Below are 19,995 nucleotides of genomic sequence, written 5' to 3'. Positions count from 1 at the left end.
CGGCTCCGGGACCGCTTGCAGCGCGCAGTGCGGTGGGATGCCGGACCTTGATAAGACCATGGCAAGCGATGCCGATACGGAAGCCGGGCAAAGCCCGCTTCGTCTGAGCATGATGGATCAGTTTTCCAGGCTCACCGGCCTGGACAGCCGCCTGCTGGCGATGCTGGGGGCCTTGCTGGTCATCTGGATCGTGTTGAACATCATGACCAACGGGATCTTCCTGACTCCCCGGAACCTGTACAATCTGGCGGTTCAGTCGTCGGTCGTCGGGGTCATGGCGACCGGTATGGTTCTGGTCATCGTGGCCCGTCATATCGATCTCTCCGTCGGCTCGGTGCTGGGTTTTCTCGGCATGTGCATCGCCTTCCTGCAGGTTGAGGTGTTTCCGCTGGGTGCCGCCTGGAACTGGCCTTTGACGATCCTGCTGGGCATTCTGCTTGGTGCCGTTGTTGGGGTCTGGCAGGGCGCCTGGATCGCTCTCGGCGGGGTGCCGGCTTTTGTCGTGACGCTCGGCGGCCTGCTGATGTTCCGTGGCGGGGCATTTCTCGTTACCGACGGACGTACCGTGGCGCCTCTCGATCCAACCTATCAGCTGCTGGGCGGGGGCATCGACGGTTCCATCGGGGCGACGGCCAGTTGGACGCTGGGCCTGTTGGCGGTGGCGGCCGTCGCCTTCTTCTTCCTGAAGGCCCGGGCGAAACGGGCGCGCTTCGGGTTTCCGATGAAGCCGCTCTGGGCGGAACTGGCGATGATCGCGGTCTGGGCCGCCCTCATCATCGGTTTTGTGCTCGTCATGAATGCCTATAACAAGCCGCGCAGCGACATCCCCCGCGGCATTCCGGTGCCGGTGCTGATCATGCTCGCCGTGGTCATCGTGATGACCTTCCTGGCGCGTTTCACCAAGTTTGGCCGCTACGTCTTTGCCATGGGCGGCAACCCGGAGGCAGCGGCGCTTTCAGGTATCAATGTGAAGCGCACGACCATCATGATCTTCGTTGTGATGGGCATGCTCTGTGCTATCGCCGCGGTGATCACGACGGCGCGGCTGAATGCCGGCACCAATTCCATGGGTACCCTGGCAGAGCTGAATGTCATCGCCGCCGCGGTCATCGGCGGTACGTCGCTGGCCGGCGGTCTCGGTACCATTCCCGGTGCCATTTTGGGCGCCGTCATTATGCAGAGCCTGGACAACGGTATGGTGCTGCTGGGGGTATCCAGCGCCATGCGCCAGATTGTCATCGGCCTGGTCCTTGTGGCCGCTGTTTGGTTCGACGTCGTCTATAACCGAAACCGTCGATAGGAGGGCGGGATCATGGCCACACCCCTGGTGGAAATGCGGAACATCTCCAAGCGTTTCGGCGGCGTCCAGGCCGTGGATGATGTTTCTGTCGACCTCTATCCCGGCGAAGTTGTCGGTTTGCTCGGTCACAACGGTGCCGGAAAGTCGACCCTGATCAAAACTCTGGCCGGCGCTTATCCTTGTGACGGCGGAGAGATCTATGTGAACGGTGAACGGGCGATTATTGAGACTCCGCGCGACGCCCGCAGCTTCGGTATCGAAACGATTTATCAGACCCTGGCTCTGGCGGACAATTTGGACGCCCCGGCAAATCTCTTTCTTGGGCGCGAGTTGATGACGGCCTTTGGCACCTTGGATGACGATGCCATGGAGCATGAGGCTCGTGCGGTGCTGCACCGCTTGAACCCCAACTTCAAGAACATCAAGGATCCGGTGAAGAACATGTCCGGCGGCCAACGCCAGTCGGTCGCTATTGCCCGGGCCATTCTGTTCAATGCCAAGATCCTGATTATGGACGAGCCGACGGCGGCTCTTGGGCCTCAGGAAACGGCGATGGTGGCCGAGCTTATTCAGCAGTTGAAGAAGGAGGGGATCGGTATTTTTCTCATTAGCCATGATCTCCACGACGTTTTCGATCTCTCCGACCGCGTATCGGTGATGAAGAACGGCCGCCTGGTGGGCACACGCCAGACATCGAAGGTTACCAAGGATGAAGTCCTCGGCATGATCATCCTCGGCAAGTTGCCCGAAGACGAGACGGCCGACGATCTGGCTTCTCTTCACTGACACGTTCAAAGACCAGGCGATCGCCATCTGGCGGCATCCTGCCAATCTCATAGGGTTACCCGATGACTGACTCTGCGACCTATCCCAGTCTGAAAGACCGCGTCGTTTTCGTTTCCGGCGGGGGCAGCGGCATCGGTGCTTCGATTGTCGAGCACTTCTGTCGCCAGGATGCCAAGGTGGGTTTTGTCGATGTCGATGAGAAGAGTTCCCGGGAGCTGGTTGCTGCGATGACCGATGCTGGCTATCACAAGCCCCACTTCCTGCCCTGTGATCTTCGCGATATCGAGGCGCTGCGCGGCGCTATTGCCGAAGTGCGCTCGGCGCTGGGCCCGATCACGGTTCTCATCAACAACGCAGCCAATGACCAGCGCCACGATATTGACGAGGTGACACCGGAATTCTGGGACGACCGTTTCGCGGTGAACCTGAAGCACCAGTTCTTTGCCGCCCAGGCGACCTATCCGGACATGGAGGCGGCAGGCGGCGGGGCCATCGTCAATGTGGGTTCGGTGTCTTGGATGATCGGGCAGGGGGGGATGCCCTGCTACACGACGGCCAAGTCGGCGGTGGCCGGGCTCACCCGTGCCCTTGCGCGCGATCTCGGGCCGAAGAACATCCGGGTGAACTGTGTGGTGCCGGGCTGGATCATGACCCAGCGCCAGATCGATCTCTGGCTGACGCCGGAGGCGGAGGAAGACCTGATGAAAAGCCAGTGCTTGAAGCGAAAGCTGTATCCGGAAGACATCGCAAAGGCGGTGCTTTTCTTCGCTTCCGATGATGCCGGGGCTTTCACCAATCAGAGTTACGTTGCAGACGGCGGCTGGGTTTAGCGGATTGCCACTGCTGCGATTTTAAATTGGGGAATGGGGTGGTTGCCGCCGCAGGCGCCGCTCGACTGCGAGCGCCAACCACCCCGCCTGTAGGCGAGGGGGATGGCCCTCGCCTCAGCTTGTTCGAAAGCGGTTAGTCTGATGTGCTGCGTGCTGCAGGTGCAGCCGCTTGCTGCTTCTTGTACTCGGCAATCTTGGCCTTGAGCGTGCGGTATTCGTCGCAACCAAAGAAGCAGAGAGAGTCGAGTTCGTCGAGTTGGCGCTGCGCTTTTTCAAGTTCTCCGGTCGTCAGGTAAAGCTCGCCGAGATACTCGTGGGCGCCGCGGTGTTTGGGGTCCAACGTTAGGGCCCGCTTATAATGGGTCAGGGCCACCTCGTAGTTGCCCAGCTTGCGGTTGGTGTAGCCGAGGTAGTTGAAGACATCCGCGTTCTTGGGCTCGCGCTCGGCGACCTTGGAAAGCAGGTCAATGGCGCCCTGGTAGTCGCCGTCCTGGATCCGCTTCTCGGCAAGGACATAGTCTTTGTCCGCTGCCGTCGTGCTTTCCTTGCTGCTGCTGCCCCAACTGCCGGCAGCCGAGACCGGCGCGCTGGAAACGGCGAGGCCGGTGGCAACGATGGCTGCGAGCATCAGTCCGCCGATCCGGAATACCCGGATGCCTTTAATGGTTTCTTGCATGGTTTTACCTCTTCTGGCTTTGTCCTGCGCCCTGATGCCGCTTTGCGACGGCGCCCCGTGCTGCTTGTTCCTACTTACGCAGGTGTTGCCGAATGGGTTTCAGGCAGAGCGCTGGGAAATCTGCGCCGGCGGCGGAAATTGAGACTTCAGTCCAGAGATGAAGAATCAATGGGGCCAGAGCCCTGAAACCTCTGGAATCTTATTATCTTGAGGGGGGTTCTGCGTTAAAAGCGAGGCTCAGCTTCATAAAAAGCACGGCCTCGCGGCAAATTGGCACCATGGAATGGGGCCAGTGGCCGTCTACGAAAAAGGCCCCTTCGGATGGCGCAGGTCAGCGCCCGTGTCGATGCAATCAGGGGACAAACAAGATCAATGGTCACCAGCCCATTCGAAACCCCGCAGGAGCATGTCGATACCTCTCCCGAAGTTGCAGATGATGTCAAACAGACCACCTGCTACATGTGCGCCTGCCGCTGCGGCATCAATGTCTACCTGAAGGACGACAAGGTCCGCTACATCGAGGGCAATCCCGACCATCCGGTCAATAAGGGTATTCTCTGTGCCAAGGGCTCGGCCGGTATCATGCAGCACAACTCGCCGGCCAGGCTGTCCAAGCCGCTGTTGCGGGTGGGCGAGCGCGGCGCCGGCGAGTTCAAGGAAATTGAGTGGGAAGAGGCGCTTGGGCTGGCCACGGAATGGCTGGGCGAAGTCCGCGCCAGGGATCCGCGCAAGTTCGCCTTCTTTACCGGCCGCGATCAGAGCCAGTCACTGACCGGCTGGTGGGCGGCGCAGTACGGCACCCCCAACTTTGCCGCCCACGGCGGCTTCTGCTCGGTGAACATGGCGGCGGCCGGCCTCTATACCATCGGCGGATCGTTCTGGGAGTTCGGCGAACCGGACTGGGACTACACCCGTTACTTCATGCTCTTTGGTGTTGCCGAAGATCATGATTCCAACCCGATCAAAGCGGGGCTCGGCAAGCTGAAGACGCTGGGCCAGGCGAAATTCGTCTCGGTGAACCCGGTGAAAACCGGCTATTCAGCCATTGCCGATGAGTGGATCGGCCTGCGGCCCGGCACCGACGGCCTGTTTGTCATGGCCCTCATTCACGAGTTGCTGAAAGCGGAGAAGATCGATTGGGATTTTCTCGGCCGCTACACCAACGCGACCTGGCTGGTGATCGACGATCCCGGTGCGGAAGACGACGGTCTCTTCGCCCGTGACAGTGAGGGCGCGGCGCTTTGCTGGGATGCGCAGAAACAGGCCGCGGTGCCTGCAAAGGATATCGGCGTCGGCGCCGCCGTTGTCGGCCGCTTCACCTTGCCGGACGGACGTCAGGCGGTGCCTTCCTTTGAGCTGCTGGCCAAGCGCTATCTTGAACCGGGCTACGCACCCGAGGCGGTGGCCGAACAGATCGGCCTGCCGGTCGAGACGATCAAACGTATCGCTGCCGAGTTGGCGGAGGCGGCCTTTGAAAAAGAAATCGTCCTGGATATACCCTGGACCGACTGGGCCGGCCGGCGTCATGAGCGCATGGTGGGCCGCCCGGTTTCCATGCATGCCATGCGGGGAATTTCCGCTCACTCCAACGGCTTTCATACCTGTCGCGCCATTCACCTGTTGCAGGTGTTGCTGGGCTCCATCGATTGCCCCGGCGGCTTCGGTTACAAGGCGCCTTTCCCGAAGCTGATTCCGCCAAGCCCGCTGCCCGCCGGCAAGTCGGTGGCACCCAATACCGCGATCGCCGGTATGCCCCTCGGTTTTCCGCTTGGCCCCGATGACCTTCTGGTGGACGGCGAAGGCCAGCCGCTGCGCCTCGATAAGGCCTATAGCTGGGATTTCCCGCTGGCTGCCCATGGCCTGATGCACATGGTGATCCACAACGCCTGGGCGGGCGACCCCTATCCCGTCGACGTCCTGATGATGTATATGGCGAACATGGGGTGGAACTCCTCCATGAACGTTCAGGGGACGCTGGGTTACCTGACCGATAAGGATCCGGAGACCGGCGACTACAAGATTCCCAAAATCATCTATTCCGACGCCTACTATTCAGAGATGGTGCCCTACGCCGATCTGATCCTTCCGGACACCACCTATCTGGAGCGCTGGGATTGCATTTCGCTGCTGGACCGGCCGATCAGTTCGGCCCATGGACCGGGCGACGCCATCCGTCAGCCGGTCTGTAAACCGGATCGCGATGTGCGCCCCTTTCAGGATGTGCTCATCGATCTGGGCGCACGGCTGGGCTTGCCGGGCCTGACAGCAGAGGGTGGCGGCGCTAAGTATCCCGGCGGCTACGCCGACTATATCGTCAACCACGAACGCAGCCCGGGCATCGGTCCCCTGGCGGGTTGGCGCGGCGCTGAGGGTGATCAACAGGGTACAGGTGCGCCCAACCCGGATCAGCTGCAGCGTTACATCGAGAACGGCTGCTTCTGGACCCACAAGCTGGAGCCTTCACAGCTCTATTTCAAACACTCCAACCGCGATTATCTGGCCTTCGCCAAGCAGATGGGATGGATTCCGAGCGAGGAGCCCATCACCATGCAGCTCTATAGCGAGATCCTGCAGAAGTTCCGCTTGGCGGCCCGCGGCCACGGTAAAAACCAGCCGCCCGAAGCGCAGCGCGCGCGCATCGAGGCCTACTTCGATCCCTTGCCGATCTGGTATGCGCCCTTTGAAGAGGCGGCGGTTGCCGACGAAGGATACGACCTTCACGCCATCACCCAGCGCCCGATGCACATGTATCACTCCTGGGGTTCGCAAAACGCCTGGCTGCGCCAGATTACCGCCCGCAACCGGCTCTTCGTGCATCCGGAGACCGCAGCGAAGCACGGTATTGAAGATGACGACTGGGTCTGGGTGATCAGCCACCATGGCCGGGTCAAGGGTCAGGTCCGCGTCATGTACGGTGTGAACCCGGAAACGGTCTGGACCTGGAATGCTATTGGCAAAAGGCGCGGTGCCTGGGCCCTGGATAAGGACGCCCCTGAAAGCAATAAGGGCTTCCTGCTGAACCATATTATCTCCGAACTGTTGCCGGCCCGGGAAGGCGGAACGCGCTACTCGAATTCCGATCCGGTGACCGGTCAGGCGGCCTGGTATGACCTGCGGGTGCGCCTTGAGCGCTGTGAACCGGCGGAGAACGGTGCAACGGAGCCTTTCTTCGATCCGGTAAAGACGCCGCCTTCCGCGCGGCCGAAGCAGCCCGCGGTCTTGCGCTACGGCGCCGATCTGAAAGGCCAGGGCGCGCCGGGCGCAGACCGGCAGGCGCCGGCGCAGGAATGGATCGGCAACCGCCACGAAGTGGCCCGAACCGTTCCAGGCGTGGCCGACGGGCGCGGCAATCAAAAGGGTAAGGTGGCCACCCTGGCGGAGACGCCTCCGAAGGTCGAGCCGCCGGCGGAGGGTGGCGTATGACCTCTCTCCCCTCCCAGAGCGGGCCCGTCAAACTTGGGCTCGTGATCGATCTCGACATCTGTGTCGGCTGTCATGCCTGTGCGGTGAACTGTAAGGAATGGAACACCAGTGGCCATTCCGCGCCCCTGACGGATACGGATCCCTACGGCGCCGATCCCACCGGCGTCTGGTTCAACCGCATCCACACCTTCGAGGTGGTGAGCGACGACGGCGGCAGCCGGACCGTCCATTTCCCGAAATCCTGTCTGCACTGCGAAGACGCGCCCTGCGTGACGGTCTGCCCGACCGGCGCATCCTACAAACGGGAAGATGACGGCATCGTCCTGGTCAATGCCGAGGCCTGCATCGGCTGCAAGCTCTGCTCCTGGGCCTGCCCCTATGGCGCCCGCGAGTATGACGAAGACGCAGGAGTGATGAAGAAATGCACGCTCTGCGTCGACAAGATCTATAACGAGAACCTGCCGGAGCGCAGCCGCGTGCCGGCCTGCGTCTCGACCTGTCCCGCCGGGGCCCGGCATTTCGGCGATCTCGGCGATCCGGAATCCGAGGTCTCCCTGCTGGTAGCGGCCCGGGAGGGATTTGAATTGATGCCCGAACAGGGCTGCGCGCCGGTGAACCGCTATCTGCCGCCGCGTCCCAAAGCGAACCCGGCCGAAGTGGAACGCGCCGCCCCTCTGGTTGCCACCGCGGAAACCGCTGATGGATCGGCGGGCCTTCTGGCCCGCTGGGTCGATCGCATGCTGACGCGGTAGGGGGCTGAGACATGCATCCGGCAAAATCCGTTATTCTCTTCACCACCGCATCGGGTGCCGGTTACGGACTGCTCGCCTGGATGGGCCTGCTCGGGGCCTTCGGTCTGCTGCCGGCGGAGTTCTGGCTCGGCCTTCTGGGTTTCGGTATCGCCTTCGGACTGGTGATCCTCGGCCTGCTGTCTTCGACCTTCCATTTGGGTCATCCGGAGCGCGCCTGGCGGGCCCTCAGCCAGTGGCGCTCTTCCTGGCTGTCGCGGGAAGGCGTGGCTGCCGTCTTCACCTTTCTGCCGGCAGGTCTCTTCGCCTTGGCCTGGATCTTCCTCGGCAGCAATCAGGGGCTTGCCGGCCTGATCGGCCTCATTGCGGCACTGAGCTGCATCGCCACAGTGGCCTGTACGGCGATGATCTACACCTCGCTGAAGACCATCCGGGCCTGGCGCAACAACTGGACCCTGCCGATCTATCTGCTCATGGCCGCCCTTTCCGGCGGATTGTTGCTGCAGGTCTTCCTGTCGATCTGGCGGCTGCCGCTGGCCGAGACCTTTCCCTGGGTCGTGCTGCTGCTCTTTGTCCTGACCTTGGCGGCCAAGGTGCTTTACTGGCGTGAGCTGGGCACGGAAGAGGGGGGATCGACCGCCGAGTCGGCCACCGGCCTGGGGCATCTGGGCAAGGTAAGGCTCCTGGAGGCCCCCCACAGCGAAAGCAACTATCTGATGCAGGAGATGGGCTTTCGCATCGCCAGAAAGCACGCGGAAAAGCTCAGGCGCTTCGTGGTGCTGATCGGTTTCGGCCTGCCTTTCCTTGCGACCCTTGTGGGCCTTGCTTTACCGGGCTCCCTGGCCGCTGCAGCCGCTGTGATCGGCGCGGCTTTCTTCGCTCTGGGGGTGGCCGTCGAGCGCTGGCTGTTCTTCGCTGAGGCAAAGCACGTGGTCTCTCTATACTATGGGGAGAGCCGCGCGTAGCCGGGGATTCGAGGCCCAGGCCCGGCGCCCTGTTGGAACGATTTCATTGCGATGCACCATAAGCAGACGATAAGCTGCACCATCTTGGATCGGCCCCCGGGTTGGGGCCTCTGGAAAGCCGACTTTTTCTGATGAACATCTACCTGCCCATCGCAGAGATCTCTGTGAATGTCTTTCTGCTATTGGGCATGGGCGGCGGGGTTGGGTTCCTGTCGGGCCTTTTCGGGGTCGGCGGCGGCTTCCTGATGACCCCGCTGCTGATCTTCATCGGCGTCGCCCCGGCGGTTGCGGTGGCGACGGAAGCGAATCAGATCATGGCGGCCTCGGTCTCCGGCGTGCTGGCCCACTGGCGGCGCGGCAACGTCGACTTCCGCATGGGCGGGGTATTGCTGCTCGGCGGTACCTTGGGTTCGGTCTCCGGCGTCTGGTTGTTTACCTTGTTGCGTGGCCTTGGTCAGCTCGACCTGGTCATTTCCCTTTGCTACGTGGTGCTTCTGGGGGCCGTCGGGACCCTGATGTTCGTTGAAAGCACCCGCGCGCTGTTCCGCCGCCGCCGCCAAACCGACGTTCGCCGCAAACTGCATCAGCACCACTGGATGCACGGCCTGCCGTTCAAAATGCGGTTCCGCAAGTCCAAGCTCTATATCTCGGCCCTGCTGCCGATCCTGATCGGTTTCGTCGTCGGCATTCTGGCGGCCATTATGGGTGTCGGCGGCGGTTTCATCATGGTGCCGGCGATGATCTATCTGCTGGGCATGCCGACCTCGGTGGTGGTGGGAACCTCGCTGTTCCAGATCATCTTCGTGACCGCCACGGTGACGTTTCTCCAGGCGACGGAGAACCAGACGGTCGATGCGCTGCTGGCGCTGATCCTGCTCACCGGCGGGGTCATCGGCGCGCAGATCGGCACCCGGGTCGGCACCCGGCTGCGCGGCGAGCAACTGCGGGGATTGCTGGCTCTCCTGGTGCTCGGGGTCTGCGGCAAACTGTTCTTTGATCTGGTGGCGACGCCGAACGACCTCTTCATCATCGCAGACAACGTCGGGGGCCACTGAGATGAGGCTCGGTCCCGTTCTGCTTTCCCTGGGCATCATGGCCTTGGCGATGCCGACTTCGGCGCAGAATCCTTTGGTCGCAGACCTTTCCGAGCATCAGATCCAGATTACGACGGGTTTTACCGGTACGGATGTGCTGCTTTTCGGGACGGTCGCATCCAACAGCGACGTGGTCGTCGTGGTTCGGGGGCCGGCCGAGGACACGACGGTCTGGCGCAAGGGCCGCTATGCGGGGATCTGGGTGAACGATCAGCGGGTGGTCTTTGATTCGGTTCCGAGCTTCTATGCCGTTCGCAGCAGTGCGGAACTGAGGCAGATTGCCAGCGAGACCGTGCGCGCGCGGCACAGCATGGGGGCCAATTACCTGCGCCTGCGCGCCAAGGAAAGCTCTATGTCGCCAGCGGAACTGGAGACATTCAGAGCCGGGCTGATCCGCAACAAGCGGCGCCAGGGGCTCTTCACGCCCGAGGGCGAGGGGATCAGCTTTCTCGGCGGCGAGTTGTTCCGGACCCGGCTGTTCTTTCCGGCGAACGTGCCCACCGGATTCTATGACATCGAGGTCTTCATGATGCGTGAGGGCCGGGTCGAGCATGCCCAGACCACGCCCTTGATCGTCAGCAAGGCCGGGCTCGGGGCCGATGTGTTCTACTTCGCGCACGAGTACTCGGCTCTTTACGGGATTCTGGCGATTCTCCTGGCCGCTGCGGCCGGTGCTCTCGCCGCCTTCGTGTTCCGCAAGAACTAGAGGAAGCTTCGGTTAGGCCCGTTGCGTAAGGGGGTCGGGGACCGAGGGGCCGGAGTCGATTGCCCGCCAGGCGAGGGCATGAAGGCTGCTCATGCTCTCGGGGTCGGAGAGCAGATCACGCTTTTCGCCGCTGGTGAGGCCGGCGGCGCCTTTTTCCTGGAACCGGGCAATCAGCGCGTCGAGATGAAGCCTTTCGCTTCGGCTCCTGCTCTCGCGCGTCAGCAGCGTCAGGTGAAGGGCGTTCACAAAGGGATCGGCAATTGCCTGCTCAAAGAGCGACGTTCTGGCGCTCTCCGGCTTCGCTTCGGCGATGCGTCTCGCGAGGTCGCGAAGAACCCGCGGTGGATCGCTTTCACAAGGGGTGAGGAAGATACCCCAATCCAGCAGACGTCGTCCGACATCCACGCGGCTTGTGAAGCGTGACAGCGGGATCGACAGGATGGGGCCCAGCAGGACCGGTGTGAGCCAGAAAAAGAAGTCCGGCACGTAGATGTAGCTCAAACAGCCGGCCAGGAGGGCGATCAGGGTGTGGCCGAGATGAGCGGCCGCAGCCTCGGCCCAGGAGGTTTCGCCGTCGTCGCGCTGCTGGGCCGCCCAGCGCACAGAGCGCCCGGCGAGGATCGAGACCACGAAACTTGCCTGAAACAGCATCAGAATCGGCGCCAGCAGAATTGACGTCAGGCTTTCGAGCAGCAGGCTGAGCCCGGCCTTAACGGGGCCGCCGTGGGCCTGCAGGCGTCGGCGGTCGAGGAACAGGGCCAAATAGCCGAGAATTTTCGGCAGATAGAGAATGGACAGCGTGATCGCCAGCAGGGTGGTTGCCTCGAAGGCATAGGAAACCGGCCAGTTCGGGAAAAGGTCCCCTTCAATGAAGTAGCTGTGCTCGGTCCCCGCCTGGCGCAGTGCTTCCAGCCCCGAAAGCGCCAGCAGCAAGAACCAGAACACCGAGGAGAGGTACGACATGATGCCCATGCCGAGATGCAGACGGCTGAGCGGCCGTAGCCCCTCGGCGAAAACGACGCGCAGGTGTTGGAGGTTGCCCTGGCACCAGCGGCGGTCGCGTTTGGCATGGTCGATCAGGGTCGGCGGCGGTTCTTCGTAGCTGCCGGAGAGGTCATCGGCCAGCCAGACCTCCCATCCGGCACGCCTCAGCAAGGCTGCCTCGACGAAGTCGTGACTCAGGATCTCGCCGCCGAAGGGCTCCCGGCCGGGCAGGTTGGGCAGGCCGCAATGCGCCATAAAGGGGGCGACCCGGATGATGGCGTTATGGCCCCAGTAGTTCGATCCACCGCCGAACCAGAAGCTCAGTCCGCTGGCGAAGATCGGCCCGAAGACGCTGGCCGCGAACTGCTGGCTGCGGGCGAAGAAGGACTCTCGAAGCACCGGAACCGGAGGCACCTGGATCAGGCCGACCTGGGGGTTCAGATCCATGCGACGGACCAGCTTCATCAGACAGCGGCCGGACATGATGCTGTCGGCGTCGAGAACCACCATGTAGTCGTAAAGGTAGCCCCAGCTCTCGCAAAACTCCGCGATGTTGCCGCTCTTCCGCGCCAGGTTTTTCGGGCGGTGGCGATAGTAGACGGAGAGTTTCCCGGCGAACTCCCGGTTCAGGCGGCTCCAGGCCTGTTCCTCCGCCAGCCAGACTTCGGGATCGGTGCTGTCACTCAGGATAAAGAGGTCGAAGTGCTCTGCGGTGCTGTACTCCAGCAATGACTGGAGCGTCGCTTCGAGCCCGGCCCGCACCCGTGTGGGATCTTCGTTGTAGATCGGCATGATAAGCGCCGTTCTTGACCCATCGCCGGATGGCTTTGGATCGATGCCTGCCGCCCTGCTGCGGTCATGCAGGCGCTGTCCGCGATGACCAAACAGGTGCAATACGAAGCCGGCGCAGGAGGTCCAGAACGAGGTGGTGATCCAGGCGAAGAGGAGTCCGAAGAGACCGAGTATGCCAAGCTCGAGGAGAGAGAGCCCCTGGGCCGCCAGAATCGTTCCCAACACCATGACGGCGCCAAAGGTTGAAGCGGTCACGAGGCAGAACAGCAAGGTTCTGCGCAGTGTCGGTTCACGGGGCAGTGTCGGTTCACGGGGCAGTTTCGGTTCACGGGCAGTTTGCGGCATGAGCAGCAGCTCTTACGGCACCAGGACCACGGCCAGGCAACACAGGCTCACGACGACGCTCTGCGTCGGCCGCCAGGCCGCCGACTGCCCGAGCCAGGAGAGTTTCGGGCGCCAGGGCGCCAGTTCCTGGTCCGGCATCGCTTTCGGATTGCGCAGCGGTGTGCCCCAGCCATCCGCCGGATCCAGAAGGGCTCCAAGGGTCGTTGGGCTTGCCGTTTCCTGCTGACAATAGGCCTGGGCAAGGCGGCCTTTGCAGTTCAAACCTTCGCCACCGGGATCGGCGATTTGATATTCGCTGCAGAGGGCTCTATCGACGGCCTCGATCACCACGCGCCAGTCGATCCGCACCAGATCCAGACCCCGGTCCTGCAATTGAGAGCTGATGCGGGTGGCGAGCCGGTGGCGAAGCGCATCTTCGTGAACGCCCGCAGCGCGCAGATAGCGATCGAGCCCGGCAAGGAGGCGCGCCCGCAGGATCTCGATACCGTCAGTCTGCGGTGCGTTCGGGTGTGCTGGCTTCAGCTGCGTTTCCAAAGATAACTCCATGTCTCGGTCAGAGCGTGGTCGTGGTCTTTCAGGAAGGCCCGCAATTCGATGGCTTCCCGCTCTTCGGGATCCAGCTCAAAGAGAGCCAGCCAAGTCCCTGTCGCCTCGTTTCGTCGGATTTGCGCGTCAAGGATTCGGCCGTCGGAGGCACTGACAACAAGCTCAACTGCGCCCTCGTCCTCCAGTTCAGCCAGTGGGCCGCCACCGAACTCCAAGGCAAAGCGGCGCCGGCCTGCCTCGCTGCCTGCGCCTTCGCGTGTTGCAAGGGCCCGTCCGCTACTGGGGAAGTCGCGATACCCCTTCGCGAACCGCAAACGATAGGCGAAGGGCCACTCCTGGCCGGCCTCGACAGCCCGTTCCGGTACCCAGAGCAGCGCGATGTTGTCATAACGCTCTGCATCGCTTGGAATTTCTATGAGCTGGACAATGCCTTTGCCCCAGTCGCCCTGGGGTTCGATCCAGGCACTGGGCCGCCGTTCATAGCGGAAATCCAGATCCTGATAATGCCGTGAATCACGGTCACGCTGCAGCAGCCCGAAGCCGCGAGGGCTTTCATTCTGGAAGGAACTGATCTGCAGTTCGCTTCTGTTGGTCAACGGCCGCCAGATCCACTCACCGCTTTTGGAAGCCATCAAGAGACCATCGGAATCATGAATTTCCGGGCGCAGATCATCTATCGGGCGCATGGAGTTTTCGCCGTAGAGGAACATGGAGGTCAGGGGGGCGATGCCCAGCTTCTCGACCGCCTGGCGGGTGAAGACGCTGGCGCGCACCTGCATCTGCGACTCGGTGCCCGGGGTGAGGCTGAAGTGATAGGCGCCGGTCACACTGACACTGTCGAGCAGGGCGAAGATCTCAATGGTCTGCGCATCCGGTGTAGGCTTCTCGATCCAGAACTCTTTGAAATAGGGGAACTCTTCTTTCTTCGGGAGACCGGTATCGATCGCCAGGCCGCGGGCGGAAAGACCGAAATGCTGACCGGCGCCCAGGACACGAAAATAGCTGGCGCCCAGGAACACGGCGGTTTCATCAAAGCGGTCGCTTCGGTTCAGCGGATGCAGCAGGCGAAATCCGGCAAAGCCGAGATCTTCCGGTGCGGCGCTCACGCTGCTGCCCGAATAGTCGAACAGCGTGGGCGAGTAGGGGATCGTTGCGATTCCCTGGGTATCGACAATGTTGATGCGCACCGCTTGGCGGAAATACGATCCGCGATGAAAAAGCTGCATCTGAAAGGGCAGCCCCTCGTCGCGCCAGATCGTGGCCTCCGGACGAAAGCGTATGGCGTGATAGTCCGCTGGTGAGAGCTCGCCAAGGTTCTGCGGCAAGGCGACAGCCGGCACGGGTTCGTAGGGTTGGGAGGCGAGTTGAGCCGCCCTGGTGCGGAGTTCCGTAAAGCTGAAGGGACTGTCCGGCATCGCCCGGTCCCACTGGCCGGCGGCCAAGGCCTGCGGCAAGCCAAGTTGCGTCACGCCAAGGCCACCCATTCCCAGGGCGCCAAGGAAAGTCCGTCGATCGACCCGTTCTGTTGACACGCTTCCTCTCAGGTCTGAATGATGCCGCAAGTCCGCATTGCAGCCGATGCCAAGTCGCGCGGTGCGGAGACCGTGATCGCTCTTGTTACCGGCTTTTCTGTCTGCGGTTTCTCCTTCCATCCCGGACACCGCCAGGCTCTACCGCATATAGACCGGGAGCCCCTGGTTTTATTCCACGGGTTGAAAGACACCACTCAAAGTTACTTCGCTATGATTTTGAAATATCGACCTTAGCGGTCAGACTGCATCGATAGACCGGGTATAAACGGCGGCAACAGCGACTCGGAAGAGTCAAGGAAGTGGCATTGCGGCCGTTTTTGACGTGGTGAAATCGACCGTTTACTGCCAATCGTCGATTGAGATGTCACCGCGGTCGGCTTCATAGGGTTCTCGCTGTTCAAGATCGTCCGCCGTGAGTTTTCGCGTTCGCAGCAGACGAGCCCTCGGATCGTAATCGATTTCCCGCCATTCGATGGCGACATCCTTCTGCCCGATGCCGAGGAAACCGCCCTGCGTTACAACAACGAGGCGCAGCTTTGAGGTGTTTCGATCCAGCACAACGTCATTCACCTCGCCCAGCAGCTCGTTCTTGCGGTCCCAGAGGCTCATGCCCTGGATCGTGCGCGCGGTTTGCAGATCGGACGACTCTGCGCCTTGCGCCGAGGAGACCGGTGCGGCCGGTGCTTCCTGGGAGAAGCCCGCAGAGGGCTGAACGAAGGCCAGCATGGCGACGACGAAGCCGGCCTGCAGGCCTTGGCGAAGAAATGGGCAGCGCTGGGTCACAGGACCTCCCGCGAAATCGGTGACGCATGACTCTGGGCCTTTTCCTCAAGACAGCCCTGGCCGCAGATTATTCCCTGTTTTTTGGACCAGTTTGCATCCGCGATCCATGGCGACCGCAGCCGGTCAGAAGCCGTAAATCAGCGACGCCTTGGTTGTCGTGTCCAGTTCGTCGGTGTCCTCGGGAACAGGACTGCGGTAGTTGGCTGTGAATGAGAACTTGCCGGCCAGACTCTCAATAATCTGCAAAGTGAGGCTGGTCTCGTTTTCAACCTCGCTGCGTTCGCTGTCGAGTCGGACCTCCGTTTCGTTGGCCAGCTTTGCCGTCTCGGAGATCTGCCAGGCGACATCGTTGTTAAGCCTGAATCCCGGCGCCGTTTCGACCTGGTCACTGTCTTCTTCGCGGAAGGCCCGAAGGCTCGGGCCCGCGGCCACCGTCCATTCGAGTATCTCGTTTTCAATCAGCCGGGTTCCCAGTCCGCCCGAGGCTGTGATTTCATACTCGAAGCCGCTGAAGCGGTCGTCTTCGTAGTGTGTAAGGCCGTAAACAAAGGTCTTCTCGGTCAGGTCATAATGCAGTTGGTATTCGGCATCCAGGACCTGGGCCTCGGTCGTGCCGCTGGCCTCAAGGTAGTCGAACGACAGCTCGCCGGCATGGCGCCAAGGGGCCGCTTCGTAGATCACCTCGATGCCTGCCGAGACCCCCAGATTGGTCGTATTGCCGCTACGGGCCACGCCGCCGATGTCCAGGGTTCCGGACCAGGGGCTTTTCGGTTCGCGCGGGTCGGTCTGGCCAACGTCGCCCTGACCAACCTCAACTTGACCGGCATTGGGCCGCTCCGGGCCGGCCGCCGCCGATTGGGCGAGGGACGGGGGGCTGGCGTCCCGCGAATCCAGCGGTGGGTCAAAGAGCGCCGTCATCAGAAGATCCGCCGTCCAGGCCGGCTGTTGCAGCATTGCGTGGCGAAGGACTTCCTGCCGACACGATGGGTCGGCGGCAACAGCACGCCGGAGTGCTCTGTGAAAGGTGCTGCTCTCGGCTTGGTTTGCAGCCGCGGAGATTTCGGCTCGTTGATCCGTTGGCAGGCACCCCTGAGACGCCCACGTCGGTCCAGACGTAGAACAGGAGAACGCCACCACGAACGCGCAAAAGGTCCTGGGAGACAAGGGCATAACGGAGGCGACTATAGTATCGTCGGCCTCGGCGTTGCTGTGTTTGCTCTGTGGTGGCGCGACTCCGGCGGCGCCAGGATCATCGGCAGCCGTCCATCTTTGTGGTTGCACCAAGAGTCGAATGCACAAGTCTTGAGACAGGAAAAAGCGTTAACCCTGCATCCACAGCGCGGGCACCTGCGTGCCCTTTCTTCGATCTGCCTATCAGCTTGTTGCGGGATATCGAGGAAGCGCCATGTCCGTTTGCTGATGCGAATCGAAGGCCGTGGAGAGGCTTCTCAAGCTGACTTAAGTCGATCCGTCTTACCCTGACTTAAGACACAAACTGTTATGACAGCGTGATCCGATTCGTCTTGTATTAAGCTACTTCGATGATCGCTCTTTGAGCTTTTCGACGGTCCTTGACAAGTGCAACGGCTCGATCAAATGAATGACGTCATGGTGCTGAGTTAAAGTTTTTGCATTCAATTGCTTTAGTGCTGCTTCTCTTTTCTTGTCACTGATTGATCAAACAGGCACAATTCAGCGCGCGGGGTGGCATCACCGGATTCGTTCTGACGTTAGGGGATTAGACAATTGGCAACTACCAAGACTGCAAAGAAGAAGTCGGCGAAAAAGAAATCGCCGGCGAAGCGTGCTACTGCCAAGAAGGCAGGCGCAAAGAAAACCGCGCGCAAGACCACTGCGCGCAAGACGGCTAAGAAGAAAGTAGCCAAGAAAAAAGTAGCGAAAAAGAAGGCCGCCAAGCGGCCAGCGGCGAAGAGAAAAGTCGCCAAGAAAAAGGTAGCGAAAAAGAAGGTCGCCAAGCGGCCAGCGAAGAGAAAAGTCGCTAAGAAAAAGGTAGCGAAAAAGAAGGTCGCGAAAAAGAGAGTCGCCAAGCGGCCGGCAGCTAAGAAGAAGGCTGCAAAGAGAAAAGTAGCGAAGAAAAAATCAGCTAGATCATAACCTTACACCTCGCGCCGAGTCGGTAGACTGCCGCCTCGCAATCCTAGCCGGTAAGCGTTATGTGGAGAACGGCGATCGCTCAGTGAGGCGGTCGCCGTTTTCTATTTTGCGCCTTCGGACGGTTGTCTTCGGATCCAATCATCGTCCGAAAACCTCACCGCAGTGGCGTGAGGAGGGGGTGTTTGAAATGACCCTGCCCAGCTCGGTTGGACGTTCAATCGTTAACCGTCGGAGTCTTGTCTTTCCCGACCGAAGATCGAGATGGCGTCATGCAAATCCGGAAGCACCCGCTCCACCGAGTCTTCCCCCTCGGCGATGATCTCATCCGCACGATCGAATTCGAAGAGGCCGATGTTTCCAAGCCGCGGTGTGATGTGAACGTCCGGCGGTTCGCCGGCGAGACGCGAGCGGGAGATTCGGTCCTGAACGATACCCAAAGCCGAAATCATCACCCCGAACATGCTTGGCTGACTCGGTTCACGCCGAAAGATGCGGCTGGCCAGAGCACCAATGCGCGACTTAATCGGGACCTCGTCGCTACTTTGAATTTCACTCAACAGATCGAAACCGGCGACCGTAGGGACGGCGGCACCGGCGCGCCGCTCCTTGCCGATGATATCGGCGTTAAGGTTTACGGCGATGACCATCTGGGCCCCCAGGGCGCGGCAGACGGAAACCGGCACCGGATTCACCAGAGCACCGTCAACGAGCCAACGGTGTTCGTGTTGCATCGGTTCGAAGATGCCGGGCAGCGAAAAGGAGGTACGCATGGCGTCGACCATATCACCGCTTCTCAACCAGACTTCGTGGCCGGTCACAAGGTCGGTTGCGACAGCGACGAAGGGCCGGTCGAGATCCTCGATCTTCATCTCGCCCAGTTCATGCCGCATGGCGTCGATGAGATGTCGGCCGCCGAGCATGCCGCCATTGCGCATGCGAAAGTCGATGTAGGAGATCATCCGAACCTTGGTGAGGGACCTCGCCCATGCTTCCAGAGCTTCGGCCTTGCCGGCCAGATGGATGCCGCCGACCACCGCGCCGATGGAGGTTCCGACGATGACGTCCGGTTCGATGCCATAGCGGGCGAGCGCCCGCAGCACCCCGAGATGCGCCCAGCCGCGCGCAACCCCGCTGCCGAGAGCAAGGCCGATCTTGGGTCGCCACTGGGGTTCGGATACCTGGGCCATGGTTAATCATATAAGGAGTCCACTTAAGCGAATCATAATTCGAGCGTGTCAAACAGCGCCGGCGCAGAGGCGGCAGATCGCAGGACAGGGGCGTTACCACGAAATTCATGGCTAGTACTCACCTCACATCAAGCACTTAACCTTGACATAACGATATCTTTATATCTTTATGGTGCTATCTTCCTCGGAGAGCAGACAGCACCGGAGGTGCCGTGTGGAAAACCTACTAGCCGCCATGAAGGCAGCCGCCGAACCGACCCGGTTGCGCTTGTTGGTGCTCTGCGCCCACGGCGATTTGACGGTAAGCGACCTGGTCCAGATCCTCGGCCAGAGCCAGCCCCGCATCTCGCGCCATCTGCGCCTGCTGACGGAGGCGGGTCTGTTGGACCGCAACCGGGAAGGCACCTGGGTCTACTACCGGCTTTCCCAACGCGGTGCGACGGCTGGCCTCGCTCAAACCCTTGTCGACTCGCTGCCCAGTGACGACCCGACGGTCGTGCGTGATCTCAGCCGCTTGGAAAGCGTGATGTCGGAGCGCGCGAAGCGCGCCGAAGATTACTTTCATCGTGTTGCGGCCCGCTGGGACGAGGTGCGCGCGCTCTACGTCCAAGACGACGAAGTGGAAGCGCAGCTCCGTCGGCTGATCGCACAGGAGAAGGTGAGCGATCTGCTGGATGTCGGCACGGGCACCGGCAGGATTCTGGAGGTGCTGGCCGAACAGGTCGATCGGGCCATCGGTATCGACCTTTCCCCCGACATGCTGATGATTGCGCGTTCGAAGCTGGAACGCGCCCGTCTGCGCAACTGCGTGGTCCGCAAGGGCGATATGTATCACCTTCCTGCGCCGGCCGGCAGTTTCGATGCGGTGACCATTCACCAGGTTTTGCACTATGCGGAGCGGCCTGCCCAGGCGATTGAAGAAGCAGCCCGGGTACTGAGGCCGGGCGGCCGCCTGTTCATCGTCGATTTTCAGGCCCACGCACAGGACGTGCTTCGCGACGAGCACGAGCACCGCTGGTTGGGCTTTGAAGAGAGCAGCATTGCGAGCTGGCTGAGCGAGGCCGGCTTGGAGCAGGACGAGAGCCAACACCTGCAAGGTGACCCCCTGACCATCTCGATTTGGTCTGCCCGCCGGCAAGGCGAAGCAGGCCGACAGAACGCGGCTTGAGATTTCTCCGGTCT

The 19,995-nt window shown here is 61.4% G+C and carries 17 protein-coding genes; 10 read left to right on the top strand and 7 right to left on the bottom strand.

What is annotated here, in order from left to right:
- Window positions 1-37: 37 nt before the first annotated feature.
- The 3 genes from ACP146_RS12440 to ACP146_RS12430 all read left to right on the top strand — a co-directional run bounded on the left by ACP146_RS12440 (window position 38) and on the right by ACP146_RS12430 (window position 2,916).
- A complete protein-coding gene (locus ACP146_RS12440) occupies window positions 38-1,300 on the top strand; it encodes a sugar ABC transporter permease (RefSeq protein WP_422367075.1) in 1,263 nt (420 codons plus the stop codon).
- Between the two features lie 12 nt (window positions 1,301-1,312).
- Window positions 1,313-2,086, top strand: a complete 774-nt coding sequence (locus ACP146_RS12435) for an ATP-binding cassette domain-containing protein (RefSeq protein ID WP_422367074.1) — start codon at window positions 1,313-1,315, stop codon at window positions 2,084-2,086.
- A 62-nt stretch (window positions 2,087-2,148) separates the two neighbouring features.
- A complete protein-coding gene (locus ACP146_RS12430; protein ID WP_422367073.1) occupies window positions 2,149-2,916 on the top strand; it encodes an SDR family NAD(P)-dependent oxidoreductase in 768 nt (255 codons plus the stop codon).
- A gap of 133 nt (window positions 2,917-3,049) precedes the next feature.
- Here ACP146_RS12430 and ACP146_RS12425 read toward each other — a convergent pair whose 3' ends face one another.
- Window positions 3,050-3,592 (bottom strand): tetratricopeptide repeat protein, encoded by a 543-nt coding sequence (locus ACP146_RS12425; RefSeq protein ID WP_422367072.1) that lies wholly within the window; start codon window positions 3,590-3,592, stop codon window positions 3,050-3,052.
- 372 nt (window positions 3,593-3,964) lie between these two features.
- Between ACP146_RS12425 and ACP146_RS12420 the strand changes: the two genes are divergently transcribed.
- From ACP146_RS12420 to ACP146_RS12400, 5 genes are all read left to right on the top strand, one after another.
- On the top strand, window positions 3,965-7,015 hold the full coding sequence (locus ACP146_RS12420; protein ID WP_422367071.1) for a molybdopterin oxidoreductase family protein: 3,051 nt from the start codon (window positions 3,965-3,967) through the stop codon (window positions 7,013-7,015).
- Window positions 7,012-7,767 carry a 4Fe-4S dicluster domain-containing protein gene (locus ACP146_RS12415; RefSeq protein ID WP_422367070.1) on the top strand — a complete coding sequence of 252 codons (756 nt, stop codon included), beginning with the start codon at window positions 7,012-7,014 and terminating at the stop codon, window positions 7,765-7,767. The genes ACP146_RS12420 and ACP146_RS12415 overlap by 4 nt, the downstream gene beginning before the upstream one ends.
- Before the next feature lie 11 nt (window positions 7,768-7,778).
- Window positions 7,779-8,729 carry a dimethyl sulfoxide reductase anchor subunit family protein gene (locus ACP146_RS12410; protein WP_422367069.1) on the top strand — a complete coding sequence of 317 codons (951 nt, stop codon included), beginning with the start codon at window positions 7,779-7,781 and terminating at the stop codon, window positions 8,727-8,729.
- A 131-nt stretch (window positions 8,730-8,860) separates the two neighbouring features.
- Window positions 8,861-9,784: a sulfite exporter TauE/SafE family protein gene (locus ACP146_RS12405; RefSeq protein WP_422367068.1), complete on the top strand. Its 924-nt coding sequence runs from the start codon at window positions 8,861-8,863 to the stop codon at window positions 9,782-9,784.
- 1 nt (window position 9,785) lies between these two features.
- Window positions 9,786-10,529, top strand: a complete 744-nt coding sequence (locus ACP146_RS12400) for a TIGR02186 family protein (RefSeq protein WP_422367067.1) — start codon at window positions 9,786-9,788, stop codon at window positions 10,527-10,529.
- A gap of 12 nt (window positions 10,530-10,541) precedes the next feature.
- Here the strand turns inward: ACP146_RS12400 and mdoH are convergent, their stop codons facing one another.
- From mdoH to ACP146_RS12375, 5 genes are all read right to left on the bottom strand, one after another.
- Window positions 10,542-12,650, bottom strand: coding sequence for a glucans biosynthesis glucosyltransferase MdoH (gene mdoH, locus ACP146_RS12395; protein WP_422367066.1), 2,109 nt, complete (start codon window positions 12,648-12,650; stop codon window positions 10,542-10,544).
- A gap of 12 nt (window positions 12,651-12,662) precedes the next feature.
- Window positions 12,663-13,184, bottom strand: a complete 522-nt coding sequence (locus tag ACP146_RS12390; protein WP_422367065.1) for a hypothetical protein — start codon at window positions 13,182-13,184, stop codon at window positions 12,663-12,665.
- Window positions 13,169-14,728 carry a glucan biosynthesis protein gene (locus ACP146_RS12385; protein WP_425032653.1) on the bottom strand — a complete coding sequence of 520 codons (1,560 nt, stop codon included), beginning with the start codon at window positions 14,726-14,728 and terminating at the stop codon, window positions 13,169-13,171. The genes ACP146_RS12390 and ACP146_RS12385 overlap by 16 nt, the downstream gene beginning before the upstream one ends.
- Before the next feature lie 339 nt (window positions 14,729-15,067).
- Complete coding sequence (locus ACP146_RS12380; protein WP_422367063.1) at window positions 15,068-15,511, bottom strand: PRC-barrel domain-containing protein; 444 nt, start codon at window positions 15,509-15,511, stop codon at window positions 15,068-15,070.
- A 123-nt stretch (window positions 15,512-15,634) separates the two neighbouring features.
- Entirely contained in the window at window positions 15,635-16,465 is an 831-nt protein-coding gene (locus ACP146_RS12375) for a DUF481 domain-containing protein (protein WP_422367062.1), read from the bottom strand.
- A 792-nt stretch (window positions 16,466-17,257) separates the two neighbouring features.
- Between ACP146_RS12375 and ACP146_RS12370 the strand changes: the two genes are divergently transcribed.
- Complete coding sequence (locus ACP146_RS12370) at window positions 17,258-17,626, top strand: hypothetical protein (RefSeq protein WP_422367061.1); 369 nt, start codon at window positions 17,258-17,260, stop codon at window positions 17,624-17,626.
- Window positions 17,627-17,847: 221 nt separating this feature from the next.
- Here ACP146_RS12370 and ACP146_RS12365 read toward each other — a convergent pair whose 3' ends face one another.
- Entirely contained in the window at window positions 17,848-18,813 is a 966-nt protein-coding gene (locus ACP146_RS12365; RefSeq protein ID WP_422367060.1) for a patatin-like phospholipase family protein, read from the bottom strand.
- A 214-nt stretch (window positions 18,814-19,027) separates the two neighbouring features.
- On the opposite strand from ACP146_RS12365, the gene ACP146_RS12360 reads away from it, so the two are divergent.
- Window positions 19,028-19,981 carry an ArsR/SmtB family transcription factor gene (locus tag ACP146_RS12360; protein WP_422367059.1) on the top strand — a complete coding sequence of 318 codons (954 nt, stop codon included), beginning with the start codon at window positions 19,028-19,030 and terminating at the stop codon, window positions 19,979-19,981.
- The last annotated feature ends 14 nt before the right edge of the window (window positions 19,982-19,995 follow it).

This window comes from Pelagibius sp. (assembly GCF_965249265.1).
GTDB lineage: Bacteria > Pseudomonadota > Alphaproteobacteria > Kiloniellales > Kiloniellaceae > Pelagibius.
The sequence above is the reverse complement of the archived record's forward strand: the minus strand, read 5'-3'. Positions and strand labels throughout refer to the sequence as shown.